This window comes from Exiguobacterium sp. QJM3NY_9 (assembly GCF_056173545.1).
The window spans coordinates 856,233-869,193 of sequence record NZ_CM149679.1 but is presented as its reverse complement, the minus strand read 5'-3'; the positions used below and the strand labels follow the sequence as shown (position 1 = coordinate 869,193).

General features: G+C 44.8%; 13 protein-coding genes. 3 read left to right on the top strand and 10 right to left on the bottom strand.

Annotated features, from left to right (window positions below; all coding sequences use genetic code 11):
* Positions 1-60: 60 nt before the first annotated feature.
* Positions 61-1,053: an NADP-dependent oxidoreductase gene (locus tag AC0VYQ_RS04310; protein ID WP_214892973.1), complete on the bottom strand. Its 993-nt coding sequence runs from the start codon at positions 1,051-1,053 to the stop codon at positions 61-63.
* 155 nt (positions 1,054-1,208) lie between these two features.
* Here AC0VYQ_RS04310 and AC0VYQ_RS04305 point away from each other — a divergent pair, with 155 nt between their 5' ends.
* Positions 1,209-2,312: a PTS sugar transporter subunit IIC gene (locus tag AC0VYQ_RS04305; RefSeq protein ID WP_251137153.1), complete on the top strand. Its 1,104-nt coding sequence runs from the start codon at positions 1,209-1,211 to the stop codon at positions 2,310-2,312.
* Positions 2,313-2,366: 54 nt separating this feature from the next.
* Here AC0VYQ_RS04305 and AC0VYQ_RS04300 read toward each other — a convergent pair whose 3' ends face one another.
* From AC0VYQ_RS04300 to AC0VYQ_RS04290, 3 genes are all read right to left on the bottom strand, one after another.
* A complete protein-coding gene (locus AC0VYQ_RS04300; RefSeq protein WP_214765444.1) occupies positions 2,367-2,993 on the bottom strand; it encodes an HAD family hydrolase in 627 nt (208 codons plus the stop codon).
* 12 nt (positions 2,994-3,005) lie between these two features.
* A complete protein-coding gene (locus tag AC0VYQ_RS04295) occupies positions 3,006-3,572 on the bottom strand; it encodes a DedA family protein (RefSeq protein ID WP_475404310.1) in 567 nt (188 codons plus the stop codon).
* Positions 3,573-3,711: 139 nt separating this feature from the next.
* A complete protein-coding gene (locus AC0VYQ_RS04290; protein ID WP_088836537.1) occupies positions 3,712-4,146 on the bottom strand; it encodes a YkvA family protein in 435 nt (144 codons plus the stop codon).
* A gap of 162 nt (positions 4,147-4,308) precedes the next feature.
* On the opposite strand from AC0VYQ_RS04290, the gene AC0VYQ_RS04285 reads away from it, so the two are divergent.
* The gene (locus AC0VYQ_RS04285; RefSeq protein WP_088836536.1) at positions 4,309-5,049 is read left to right on the top strand and encodes an SDR family NAD(P)-dependent oxidoreductase; all 741 of its coding nucleotides are present in this window, start codon (positions 4,309-4,311) and stop codon (positions 5,047-5,049) included.
* Positions 5,050-5,574: 525 nt separating this feature from the next.
* Complete coding sequence (locus AC0VYQ_RS04280) at positions 5,575-6,768, top strand: murein hydrolase activator EnvC family protein (RefSeq protein ID WP_239456840.1); 1,194 nt, start codon at positions 5,575-5,577, stop codon at positions 6,766-6,768.
* A gap of 70 nt (positions 6,769-6,838) precedes the next feature.
* On the opposite strand, the gene AC0VYQ_RS04275 is transcribed toward AC0VYQ_RS04280, so the two are convergent.
* The 6 genes from AC0VYQ_RS04275 to rluF form a co-directional block, all read right to left on the bottom strand.
* The gene (locus AC0VYQ_RS04275) at positions 6,839-8,488 is read right to left on the bottom strand and encodes a methyl-accepting chemotaxis protein (RefSeq protein WP_475404309.1); all 1,650 of its coding nucleotides are present in this window, start codon (positions 8,486-8,488) and stop codon (positions 6,839-6,841) included.
* The gene (locus AC0VYQ_RS04270) at positions 8,485-9,462 is read right to left on the bottom strand and encodes a BMP family lipoprotein (protein ID WP_088836533.1); all 978 of its coding nucleotides are present in this window, start codon (positions 9,460-9,462) and stop codon (positions 8,485-8,487) included. Before AC0VYQ_RS04270 ends, AC0VYQ_RS04275 begins: the two co-directional genes overlap by 4 nt.
* Before the next feature lie 151 nt (positions 9,463-9,613).
* Entirely contained in the window at positions 9,614-10,279 is a 666-nt protein-coding gene (deoC, locus tag AC0VYQ_RS04265; RefSeq protein WP_475404308.1) for a deoxyribose-phosphate aldolase, read from the bottom strand.
* A gap of 77 nt (positions 10,280-10,356) precedes the next feature.
* The gene (gene rarD / locus AC0VYQ_RS04260) at positions 10,357-11,241 is read right to left on the bottom strand and encodes an EamA family transporter RarD (RefSeq protein WP_088836531.1); all 885 of its coding nucleotides are present in this window, start codon (positions 11,239-11,241) and stop codon (positions 10,357-10,359) included.
* Positions 11,242-11,263: 22 nt separating this feature from the next.
* A complete protein-coding gene (rarD, locus tag AC0VYQ_RS04255) occupies positions 11,264-12,139 on the bottom strand; it encodes an EamA family transporter RarD (RefSeq protein ID WP_475404307.1) in 876 nt (291 codons plus the stop codon).
* A 55-nt stretch (positions 12,140-12,194) separates the two neighbouring features.
* Complete coding sequence (rluF, locus tag AC0VYQ_RS04250) at positions 12,195-12,890, bottom strand: 23S rRNA pseudouridine(2604) synthase RluF (protein ID WP_088836530.1); 696 nt, start codon at positions 12,888-12,890, stop codon at positions 12,195-12,197.
* Positions 12,891-12,961 lie beyond the last annotated feature (71 nt).

Below are 12,961 nucleotides of genomic sequence, written 5' to 3'. Positions count from 1 at the left end.
TCAATTACGAATCGTCCGACGCTTTTTAGATAGTACGTTTTTACATACGAAGTCTACACTTTACAGTTTCACGAGTAACTTTCCTGTGTTCGAACCATCGAACAGACCCAGGAATGCATCCGGAACATTTTCGAACCCTTCAAAAATCGTTTCTTCATATTTCAATTCACCGGCACTGACCCATTTCCCTAACTGTTCTGCCGCTTCCTTGAAACGTTTTCCATAATCCCCGACTAAGAAGCCTTGCATCCGCGCCCGTGAAGCAATCAATTTTGATTGTACACGAGGTCCGATGTTCTCTTTTTCATTGTATCCAGAAATCGCGCCGCAGACCGGAATGCGAGCAAACGGATTCAAACGGTCGATGACCGCGTCCCCAATCTCGCCTCCGACATTTTCAAAGTAGACGTCCACTCCACTCGGACACGTGCGGTCAAGTGCTTCGCCGACGTTTTCCGTTTTGTAGTTAATGACTTCATCAAAACCAAGTTGCTCTTTTAGGTAGGTCGTCTTTTCATCGCTTCCCGCGATTCCAACGACACGAGCACCTTTGATTTTGGCGATTTGACCGACGATTGATCCGACAGCCCCGGCCGCAGCCGACACGACAACCGTTTCACCTGGCTGCGGGTTACCAATGTCAAGTAAACCGAAGTAAGCAGTCATCCCTGTCATACCGAGTACGCCAAGCGCTGTCGATACAGGTGCGAGCGACGCATCAATTTTCCGAACAGTTTTTGCATCGACAACAAGTTTCGTTGCCCAGTCGAGCATTCCGACGACGATATCCCCTTCTTTGAGAGCATCACTACGTGACTCGATGACTTTCGCGACGACACCTCCCTGAACCGGTGCGTCCAGTTCAAATGGTTGCGAGTATGAACGTGCATCATTCATCCGCCCGCGCATGTATGGATCAACTGAAATGTAGAGTGTCTCGAGTAAGACTTGTCCCGCGTCTGGTGCGTTTAGTTCGATTGATTCATACCGAAACGTTTCACGTGTCGGACGTCCTTCAGGTCTTTCTGCTAAAACGATTTGTTGTTCTGCCATTTCATTCATCCTCTCTAATATCTTTTACTCTTTTACTCTATCAGTCCTTTTCACGGAGTGCGAACAGAATGCACTCATCAATTCACAGAAAATTCCTATTTCTTCTTGACGTGTTCTTTCCTATCGCGTAAGATAAAAAACAATTCATAGCTTTTATGCTGTTATGCACAAAAGCATTACATAAGGAGTGTATTCCCATCGAATCTTCTACAACACGAATCAATCGTCAGTTCGGTATCCATGTACTGAACGGACTCAGTATCGGAATTTTAGTTGCATTAATCCCAGGTGCTCTGCTCGGCGAACTCGCCAAAGCATTATTACCTTACTTCGCGCCCGCTCAACACATCATCGACTCGACTACGATTGCGATGCGCTTGCTACCGATGGTCATCGGTGTTGCCGTCGCCATGCAATTCAAGACGACTCCGATCGAAACCGCCTCGATTGGTCTAGCGACCGTCGTCGGTTCAGGTGTCGCAACACGGACGGAAACAGCCGGTTTTTTATTCGTCGGTACGGGTGATGTCATCAACGCAGGTGTAACAGCTGCCATCGCAACCGCACTTGTCTTATGGATTGGAAATCGTTTTAAAACCTACACTGTTCTCGTCATGCCGACGTTGATCATTGTCGGTGCAGGTGGGATCGGCGTCCTTACATATCCGTTCGTCACTAAAATCACTGCGGCGATCGGTCAAATGATCACTCAGTTCACTGTTCTGCAACCAATCTTGATGGGCGTCCTGTTAGCGGTCACGTTTTCTGTTTTGATTGTCTCTCCCCTATCGACCGTCGGGATTGCGACAGCCATCAGCCTCTCCGGCATTGCAGCAGGCGCTGCGAACCTCGGTGTCTGTGCAGCTGGATTCGGTCTTGCAATCGCAGGCTGGAAGGCAAATTCTCGCGGAACGTCGATTGCGCATTTTTTAGGATCACCGAAAATTCAGATGGCAAACTTCATTCGAAATCCCATCATGATCGTTCCCGTCATGTGTAGTGCCGCTGTTCTCGGCGGGTTAGCCGGGATTTTAGGGATTCAAGGAACACCGTTTAGCGCCGGCTTCGGTATGTCCGGGTTGATCGGTCCAATCAATGCTTTGCATTTGATGGCAGGTGGATGGACATGGGCAAATGGACTGCTCGTCTTCGGATTATTCATTTTACTCCCGATTGTCCTCTGCTTATCCTTCCATCAGTTATTCCGTCGCTTCCGCCCCTGGACGAACCATGAAGACTACCGACTCGATTTTGAATAATTAAAAGAAGCGGATTGCCGGTACCGGCAATCCGCTTCTTTTAATTATCATACTTTAAACAAACTTTAAGACATCTAACGGTTGTTCAAGCTGGTGGTCTGCGAGTTCCCATTCATCCATCGTCCCGAAACCGAACCGGCAAATCGCAACCGGCATGTCTGCAATTCGTGCTGCTTCGATATCAGACGACCGGTCACCGACCATCAAGTACTCGACGTCTCCAAACTCTGCTCGATGTGCCGCTAAAATATCAGCTTTTTGTTTTCCGTTCACTGAACCTAAACATTTCGGACTCGTGAAAAACGGTCGGATGGCTTGACTGTCGAGGACAAGATTCATGTAGTGGACCCCGCAATTGCTTGCCGTCGAGACAATATGTCCTTGTTCCGTCAAGGTGCGGAGTAAATCCCGGACTCCTTCAAACAACACCTCTTGATCCTTCATTGTCTGTTCTAAATGATGATGACGCTTTTGGCGAATCAACCGAATGTCTTCTTCTGACGCATCCGGAATCGCCTTTTCCCAAAACGCACTTCCCGCCAGTCCGTAACTTGCCCGAACGCGGTCTTTTGATGGCTTTTCAAGATGCGGCATGTCTGCCATCGCAAGATGAATCGCCTCTGTCATCTGATTTGTCGAGTCGATCAATGTCCCATCAATATCAAATAAAATAACTGCCATGAAAACACTCCTCTATTTTTTTAGCATTCTCTTTTTTCTAACATATAGGTAAACCCCGAGAAGAAGCAATAGCCCGACAATCCACGGAGTATACTGGTGAAAATCATGATGTCGTCCATTCATACCATGCCCGAGCTTTTTTCCACCCCAGATGAAAAACGAGGACCACACAAAAAAGGACACCGTCGTTGCGATTGTGAACGTCAAACGAGACACACCTGTCAGACCTGCTCCAACCGCAAAACCCATTCGCCACATCGGTGACAGGAGTAAAATAAATCGTCCGCGCGTCTCCATTTGCTGTTGAAATTGAACCATTCTCGTTTCAGAAATCCGAAACAATTTAAAAACGCGTCCAAGTAGCCGCTCACTTCCGAGTTGACCGATCGTAAAGAAGATGTTCTGGCTGACGACGAAACTGAAGACGGCGACAAGTAACATCAAGACAATATTTGATTGTGCCGTATGCACCAAGTAACCCGCATAGGCGAGCGGAACTTCACTTGGTAAAAACGGAAACATTAATGTCACCATAATCCCTAGATAACCATAGGACTCCATCCATGCATGCCAGGCCATCACATACCTCCTCTTCTCCGTTCGTTTCCTCTTCTTAGTGTAACGAACTTTACGAGTAGCGTACAGAAAACAACTTTTTTCCATTATAAAAGCCTGACACTGAATCAATCAGTGTCAGGCTCAACAATCTGTCTATGTTTCAGTAGGCATCTTCACTTTGGATAGGTTGCGTTCGTGCTTTTTGTTGCTCATCCTGCCAATCACTATATCGCGTCAACTCTTCAAAAATCGTTTTCGTGACGAACAGAATAATCGCGACATCATCTGCGAACCCAAAACCAAGAATAAAATCTGGAATCAAGTCGATTGGTGAAACCAGATAAATCAACGCACCGATTACTTTTAGAATTGTTGTCCGGCGGATATTTCGGTATTCTCCTGATTGATACGAACGTACCATATCAATGAATAAGCGAACCGGCGAAAAGACAAGTGACAGACTTGAATTTTTTTGAATTGAATTGTTCGCTCGTTTTAAAATCGATTTTGTTTTTTTCGGACGATCGATATAGTCCTTTGCTTCTTCCGCATATTGATCTTGTTGTTGTTTTAATTTCTCATTCGATAAATCCATCCGTAAATCCCCCATTCGACGATTTAATGTCTTTAACGTTAATACTATTCCCTCTACACTTGATTGATAATCCTCAACCGTACTTGAAACGTTAGGTTTTAATCAATCCGATTCAGGCTATTCCATTTAGAAGGAAAGTTGCAAAGAAGAGGAGTGAAAGACATGGATTTAGTCAATCAAACGGTCATTATTACTGGTGCTGCAAACGGGATTGGTGCAACGCTTGCTAAAACATATGCAAATGAAGGTGCCGTCGTCATTTTAGCAGATATTGATCAAATGACGGGTGAAGTCATTGCTCAAGAAATCGAAGAAGCTGGTGGAACGGCTTACTTTTACCGGTTGGATGTTCAAGACGAACATGATGTCAACTTACTCATTGAAAAAGCATTAGAACATACAGGTAAAATCGACATCATCATCAATAACGCCGGCATCATCATTCGAAAACCCCTTCTTGAACTCACGCTCGAAGAATGGGACCGCGTCAACCATACGAACTTACGCAGTATCTTTTTGACAACAAAGGCAGCTGCACCACATCTAAAACACGGTGGTCGAATCGTTAACTTGGCTTCGACTCGTGCCTATATGTCGGAGCCTGATACAGAATCGTATGCCGCAACAAAAGGTGGAATCGTCGCTTTGACACATGCTCTTGCCGTTTCGTTAGGTCCCAAAGGCGTTCTCGTCAATGCGATCGCACCAGGGTGGATTGAGACCGGGAATTATCATGAACTTTCCCCGGAGGATCATTCGCAACACCCGTCTGGACGCGTCGGTAAGCCAGAAGATGTCGCTCGTGCCGCCCTGTTCTTAACGAACCCCGAAAATGATTTCTTGACGGGAGAGACACTTGTCCTTGATGGTGGGATGACGCGAAAAATGATTTATGAAGAATGAGTACCGATCGACTGATTGAAAACCATGCGACTACAAGGGTGGGAGTTATTGCATTCTCCCCTCTTGTTTCACATGACTCCTTCAGGAAAAAGTCCCAACGTATCTTGTCTTGCCGAGCAAAGCGCTTAAAAAAGTAATTCCTTTTTTTGTGTCTGACCATTTAGTCCAAAACTAATTTAAATAACCGAATCATTCATATATCAAACCACTTTTTAATAATGAATATAAAATATTACAAAAACATATCAATGGTCTTTTATTGAATTTTATCTTTCTATCTCGTCTACCATTCCTTTTTTACCGCTTTATACCAGTCTTTTCATTGTCTTCTTTACGATACTTATCAATTATTTTCATAAAAAGTACATCCTTTCTATCATTATTTTCCTTATTATTTTAAATAAACTGTAACGTCCCTCCGTAAAAATTGTTGTTAGAGTAGTACAAGTATCACTCAACAACAAGGAAGGACTGATCGATTCACTTATGAAAAAATCTTTCATGCACTCAATGGGAATTTCCCTGATGACACTCACACTTCTCACAACACCATTCGTTACATCCGTAGGTGCTGCGACTTCATATAAAGACAAACAACAACAAAACGAACAAAAACAATCAAAACAAAAAGAAGCACTCGACGAAAACAATCAACAATTATCGAAAGCCCAAGAGAAAGTTTACGCGATTGACCAACAAATCAATGGATTGACGCTTCAAGTCGTCGAAAATGAACAAAAGATTGATCAAAACGAACGTCAGTTAACGAAACTTAAACAAAAGATTACAGCTTTACAGAAGAAAATCAAAAAACAAGAAAAAATGCTCGGCGATCGGCTGGCAGTTCGACAAGCTAAATCTGATAAAGATCCATTGCTCGAAGCTGTCTTCGGTGCAGAAGACATTGGTGATATGATCAGTCGCTTCAACGCATTCAATACGATTGCCGAAAGTGATGCTTCATTATTAAAAGATTACGAAACGAGTAAACAAGAGTTGGCAGAAGCAAAACAAGAACTTGAAGATACACGTACCGCACTCATCCATGACCGGAAAGTTCTAAAAAAGAAGCAACACGAGTTGAATGCTGAAAAGGACAAACGAACAGCCTTATTAAAACGCTTGAAGAAACAAAAGCGTTCAATCGAATCAAACATCTTAAGTCTAAAAGAGGCCGCTGCTCAACTTAAGGCACAAGAAGCGGCAGCCAAAGCCGCTGCTCTCGCAGCTAAAAAACAAGCAGCCGCGCAATCGGCGCAACCTGCTTCAATCAGTAAAGCAAGTACGAAAGTTATCTCAAATGCAACCGGAAAATTCATCAAACCTGCGAACGGTTCCATTTCACAAGGTATGGGTGCCGCGAGCGGAAATAATGGCTATGCTTATCATAACGGGACCGATTTCGCTGGACCGGTCAATTCTGCAATCGTCGCATCAGCTGCTGGAACTGTCATTCAAGCAAGCTCCGGTGGTCCGTATGGTAATCATGTCTATATCGCACACAACATCGGTGGTAAGACATATACGACTGTTTATGCGCATATGAATGCCTTGACAGTTAAACAAGGACAACAAGTCAAGCAAGGCCAACAAATCGGAAAACTCGGTAGTACAGGGAATTCAACCGGTCCCCATCTTCACTTCGAGATTCATGAAGGTGGCTACCAATATAATGCGAACGGACGGACAAACGAACTAAACCCAGAAAGTTTCTTTTAAAATGAATAAGCCCCAACACGTCGATTGATGTGTCGGGGCTTATTTTTTATATTGAGAACATGAGAGGTCATTAAATTTTAAATTGATTTGTTTGTTGATCAAGTGATGTTGTTGTCGTCTCGAGCTCTAACATCAATTGATGAATTTGCTCGAACGAAGCTTGTTGATCACGCATCGAAGCTGCGACCTCTTGATTCCCTGCCGCTAACTCTTCCATTACGCCACTAACCGAACTGACCTGATTGACGACATCATTCGCTTGTTCTTTCGAGCGGACAAGCTGTGATGTCACGTAATTGAGCGTTTCAGTGACATCGGCTACATTTTTCCGCGTCTCTTCGAATGCCGATTTGACTTGAGCAAAGTTTGCGACCTGATTCTCTTGTTCTTTTTCAGAACGCAACAATGCTTCTTGCAAGACAGCACCATCTTGGCGAATCGAACGTACGAGTGAGAAGATTGATCGTGTCGCTTTGTGCGTCTCGTCCGCAAGTTTTTTCACTTCGCTTGCGACGACGGCAAAGCCACGTCCTGCTTCTCCGGCTCTTGCCGCTTCAATCGCTGCATTCAAGGATAAGAGGTTTGTCTGCGCCGAGACACCTGAAACAAGTTCTGCCATTTTTTCGATTTGTTGTGTCTGTTCAAGGAAACCTTCTAGCTGACGTCCAAGTTCGCGGTTTTGAACCGTCGACGCAGCGAGTGAGGCTGTTTGTTCTTCCATGACCGAAGCACTCTGCCCCATCGTCGTGTCTGCGACTTGACCTTGGCTTAATGCAAGCTGAGCCCGACGTTCACTTTGGTCGAATGAGGAGCTCATGTCTGTAATCGTACTGACCGTCGTCTGTAAATCATCCGATACTGTCTGTGTTCCGCTCGCCATCTCATTGATCGCATGCGTCATGTTACCAGACACTTCGACGATGTTCGCATTTTCAGACGTTGCCTGTTCACTCATTTGACTGATTGTATTCGAAGTATGACTAATCGTCCCAATCACACCATGTAACGTTTGTTGCATTTGCGCAATCGCTGACTCGAGACGACCGATTTCATCTGCTCGTCCTGACGTCTCCAGTTGCTCCGATAAATCACCAGCCGAAATTTGCTCCGCTGTTTTAACGACACGGCTGATTGGACGCGTAATGCTCCGTGCGAAATACCAATTATATAGTGCTAACGCAATCAATAAAACAAACGTTGCGATTAACACAGTCCGTGTCAAATTGACGGTCTGGTCCTTCGCTTCTTGTTGCAGTACATCATAAAACTCACCGTTTTTTGTATGTAGTGTATACAAATCACTTAGTACACCCTCGATTCGGGCAGCATATGATCGGATTTCAATCGGGTTACGCCCCTCGACCAAATCATTTCGTTCAGCTGATAACGCAGTATATTTTGCTTCCGCCCGGTCCATTTCCGTTTTAAATGCATCAATTAAATACGTTTTTTCAAGCAACTGTAGCGCCTTCTCGTTCTTTTGACTTAAAGCGAGTACTTGCTCGACTTGACTGTCAGACGGTTGAGTTGCAAGACGGTTCCATGCTGCTTGTTCGTACAGTAGTTTTGTTTCAAGTTCCGAGATTTCGACAAGCTGTTTTCCATAATCTTCGTTGTACGATTGAATTTGCCGGAGTTCAACCAACGTCCATCCCATCAAGGCAACGACACTGATGATCGTCACGAGTGTCGAAATTAAAAAGCGTGTCCGTAACGTCATTGTACGTCAACCTTCCCTTCTAATACATCTTGTTTCAGTTGCTCAAGTTGCTTTAAATCTTTCTCTGAAAACGTTACATTTCGAATCGGGGCTAGTTGAATCGCACCTTCTTTGACACCGAGCACAATTTGACCCGACTGTAACCCTTTTTCTTTTACCGTATCGCCAATCGTCGTGATCGCGAGATCGACTTGTTTTAACATCGAGGTCATGACGGCGTCAGGCGCAATTGCCGTCTGATCACTATCGACACCAATCGCTTTATTGCCTTTTGCTTGCGCTGCTTCGAGGACACCACTGCCCGTCAAACCAGCTGCGGCAAATAACACATCTGCTTGTTGTTTCATTTGATCGTTCGCAATCGTCCGTCCTTTTTCGGGTGCTGCAAAGTCTTCTGCATAATCGACTAAAACTTTGATATCCGGATTGACGGCTTTTGCTCCTGCCGTGTATCCTTTTTCAAACTTCTCGATTAAAGGCGACTTCATTCCTCCAACAAACCCAATCGTCTCATTTTCCGATTGAAGCGCAGCAGCAGCTCCTGCAAGATAACTGCCTTCATCTTCTTTAAATGTAACCGATAAAACATTTGGTAGTTCTGATACGGCATCAATCAACGCAAATTGTTGCAATGGATAACGTTTCGCGACTTCTTCTAATTCCGCTTGTCCCATAAAACCTAATCCGACGACGACGGTCGGCTTCTCTTTTGCCAACGTATCAAACGCCACTTTATATGTTTTCGTTTCCCCTAGTTCACGATAATCAATGAACCAATCTTCTTTTTCACGTAGTAAGGCCATCCCACTCATCGCGGCATCACTAAACGATTGATCACCAAGACCGACATCTGATAAGACAACCGCCATTTTTTGACGTTCCTTCACTGCTTGATCTGGATCGTCGATGATACTTCCACAACCTGCTAAACTGATCGTCGTCGCAAGCATTGCTAGTTTCCAGTGTTTCAACATCTCTACACTTCCTTCCAACGTTCTACATCTGATTATCGGAAGTGATGTCTGACTTCTTAATAGCTAGATTAAATTCAGAATTTTCCTGACAACAAAAAACACGCCCCTCCTAACATAGGAAAGACGTGTCTGATGATGTATTTATTGCGAATTAATAATCGCTGTCTGAAGAACCGCCTGTTACGATGGCGATACCAGCAGATGCACCGATACGTGATGCACCAGCATCGATCATCGCTTTAGCGCCTTCTAAGTCACGAACGCCACCTGAAGCTTTCACACCGATGTCAGGTCCCACTGTTTCACGCATGAGGCGAATGTCTTCAACCGTTGCACCACCAGTTGAGAAACCAGTTGATGTTTTAACGAAGTTCGCTCCAGCTTTGACTGAAAGTTCAGCAGCTGTTTTGATTTCTTCTTTTGTTAAGAGGCAGTTTTCAAAAATGACTTTAACGAGCGTACCATTCGCCGCTTCGACTACTGCACGGATATCACGTTCTACGAGTTCCACGTCACCGTCTTTTAGTGCGCCGATGTTAAGAACCATGTCGATTTCAGTTGCACCGTTTTTGATCGCATCTTTCGTTTCGAAAGCTTTGACTTCTGGTGTGTTCGCACCAAGTGGGAAACCGATTACTGTACAAACTTTAACGTCGTCGTCAGACTTTAAAAGTTCTGCTGCAAGTGCGACATACGTCGGGTTGACACAGACGCTAGCAAATTTGTACTCGAGTGCTTCCTTACAAAGTGTTTCGATTTGGGCGCGTGATGTTTCCGGCTTGAGTGCCGTGTGGTCGATCATAGCTGCTAAGTTCATGATTAGTTTTCCTCCTTAAGGATATCCCTTATACTCTTTTTCTATTCTATCACGCAAGAGGTCAGACTTCTATCTTTTTACGCTACTTTCCGCAGTTGTTTTTTTCGAATCAATAAACTGTTTAACGTAAAGACGAGCGCAGCCGACCAAATAAATGTAAACGCGACCAAGTGTGTACGTGTAAAGGGTTCATCATACAAGAGAACACCGATGGCAAGTGATAGCGTCGGAGCAACAAACTGTAGAAAACCGACGACTGTATATGGGATCCGTTGGGCACCAAAACCGAATAAAAGTAACGGTACGGCCGTGATTACACCTGTCAACAATAATCCTGCCGTGACGAACGGTGTGTGCGAGAAGGTCGACGTTCCTTGTACACCAAGATAACTGATAAAAAGGAGTGCGAGCGGTAGCGGTGCGAGCGTTTCGAGTGTCAGGCTGACCGTCGCTTCGAGCGGACGTTGTTTCTTGACGACACCATAAAAGCCGAAACTAAATGCGAGCGCAAGCGAAATCCAAGGGAACTCGCCATAACCGATTGTTAAAATCAAGACACCTATCGTCGCGAGCAAAATTGCAATCCATTCAATCCGTGACAGTTTCTCTTTAAAGAAGAACACCCCGAACACGATGCTGACGAGCGGATTGATGTAGTAGCCAAGCGAGGCTTCGACGATGAAATTATGGTTGACTGCCCAGATGTAGATAAACCAATTCATACTAATGATGATTCCGTTCAAGAAAAACAATCTTCGCGTCCGTTGATTTTTAAACGCCGTCGTCAATTTAGGTAATGCTTTTTGGAAATACAATAACAGTAATAAAAACAAAAACGACCAGACAATCCGATTGGCGAGTATTGCCTCGCTTGAGACGCTAGCTAACAGCTTCCAATAAATCGGAAGTAATCCCCAAATGACATATGCTCCTAATGTGGCAAACAGGCCAGGTTTATTCATCGTTCCATTCCTCTTTTCTGAATTACGAGACCTTTTTCATCTTCATTCGTCCTGCCGATAAACCACTGATCGTAAACAGTGCGACGGCAATCCAGATGAACAGGAAGGCCACGAAGTGAATCGATGTAAACACATCATTAAACAAAAAGACACCGAGTACTAACGTCAACGTCGGTGCGATGTACTGCAAGATACCGACATATACAAATGGAATCTTCGGCATACCGTACCCAAACAGCATCAACTGAACAGCTGTCGCAACACCAAGCATGATGATGGCAATCAAGGCTCCGGTCGGTAAAGCGAGCGGATTCGCTCCCGTCATACCAAGCGTCAACAACGCGAACGGTAATGTCACTAACGTCTCTAGGAATAACCCTGATAACGGTTCTGCCGCTGCCTTTTTCTTTAACACACCATAAAAAGCAAACGAAACAGCAAGCGAAAAAGCAATGATTGGAAACTTCCCGTAGCCGAATGTCAAAATCAAGACACCGATGATGGCACTGATGATGGCAATCAATTGGGTCCGGTTCAAACGTTCTTGGAAAAATAACAACCCAAACAATACGCTGACGAGCGGATTGATGTAATAGCCGAGCGACGATTCGACGATGTACCCTTCACCGATTGCATAGAGATAGAGCGTCCAATTCCCACCGAGGACAAGACCAGCAGCTAAAACGGTCAGACGTTGTTTTTTATTCCGCCATAATCGACCGACTTGCGTAAATTTGCCGGACAAACGTAATAATAGTGTGACGAAGATGAACGCACTGATGATGCGAATCGACACGACCGTCCATGCCGGAACAGTGTCTGCAAATAATTTGTAAATCGGTAACAACCCGCCAATCACGTATGCGACGAACGTCGCGCTCATTCCCCGTTTATCCACAATGAACCTCCTTATGTATACAAGTAAAGCCGCCATCATCATGGCGACTTTTTCGTTATTCCTGATCGAGCGTCGTAAATAAGGTTTTCATTTCTGACTCCGTCAAGTCACGCCATTCACCAATCGGTAAATCACCTAACTCAATATTCATGATACGGACCCGTTGCAACCGTTTGACGCGGTAACCAAATTCTTTACACATGCGACGAATCTGACGGTTCAGCCCTTGCGTCAAGACGATTCGGAATGTCCGTGACTCGAGTTGTTCGACGATACATTCTTTCGTTGTCGTTCCAAGGATATCGACGCCGCTCGCCATTCCTTCGATGAACGTCTCTGTGATCGGGGCATCAACCGTTACGATATATTCTTTATCGTGATTATTCTCTGCCCGTAAAATCCGGTTGACGATGTCTCCATCGTTCGTCAAAATGATCAGTCCATCTGAGTCTTTGTCTAAGCGCCCGATCGGGAAAATCCGTTTCGGATGATTGACGAAATCGATGATATTTCCTTCGATGTCGAGTTCGGTCGTACATGTGATGCCGACCGGTTTGTTCAAAATCAAGTACTCAAGCGTCGGTTTTGTTTGGAGCGGCTGTCCATCGATTTCAACGGCATCCGTCGCTTCCGCTTGTGAGCCGAGTTCGGCAACGACACCGTTGATTGTGACGCGACCGGCATCGACCAATTTATCCGCTGCTCGTCTTGAGCAGTATCCTGTTTCACTGATGAATTTATTAATTCGCATAGATTGTCCTCTTTCTCTTGTTAGAATCTTTCCTCAGTGTAGCGTATCCGTTACTTGAAAACAAAATAATT

Coding starts and splice junctions, on each gene's coding strand:
- AC0VYQ_RS04310 (WP_214892973.1), bottom strand. CDS start 1,053: ATGGCAGAACAACAAATCGTTTTAGCAGAAAGACCTGAAGGACGTCCG.
- AC0VYQ_RS04305 (WP_251137153.1), top strand. CDS start 1,209: ATGCTGTTATGCACAAAAGCATTACATAAGGAGTGTATTCCCATCGAA.
- AC0VYQ_RS04300 (WP_214765444.1), bottom strand. CDS start 2,993: ATGGCAGTTATTTTATTTGATATTGATGGGACATTGATCGACTCGACA.
- AC0VYQ_RS04295 (WP_475404310.1), bottom strand. CDS start 3,572: ATGGCCTGGCATGCATGGATGGAGTCCTATGGTTATCTAGGGATTATG.
- AC0VYQ_RS04290 (WP_088836537.1), bottom strand. CDS start 4,146: ATGGATTTATCGAATGAGAAATTAAAACAACAACAAGATCAATATGCG.
- AC0VYQ_RS04285 (WP_088836536.1), top strand. CDS start 4,309: ATGGATTTAGTCAATCAAACGGTCATTATTACTGGTGCTGCAAACGGG.
- AC0VYQ_RS04280 (WP_239456840.1), top strand. CDS start 5,575: ATGACACTCACACTTCTCACAACACCATTCGTTACATCCGTAGGTGCT.
- AC0VYQ_RS04275 (WP_475404309.1), bottom strand. CDS start 8,488: ATGACGTTACGGACACGCTTTTTAATTTCGACACTCGTGACGATCATC.
- AC0VYQ_RS04270 (WP_088836533.1), bottom strand. CDS start 9,462: ATGTTGAAACACTGGAAACTAGCAATGCTTGCGACGACGATCAGTTTA.
- deoC (WP_475404308.1), bottom strand. CDS start 10,279: ATGAACTTAGCAGCTATGATCGACCACACGGCACTCAAGCCGGAAACA.
- rarD (WP_088836531.1), bottom strand. CDS start 11,241: ATGAATAAACCTGGCCTGTTTGCCACATTAGGAGCATATGTCATTTGG.
- rluF (WP_088836530.1), bottom strand. CDS start 12,890: ATGCGAATTAATAAATTCATCAGTGAAACAGGATACTGCTCAAGACGA.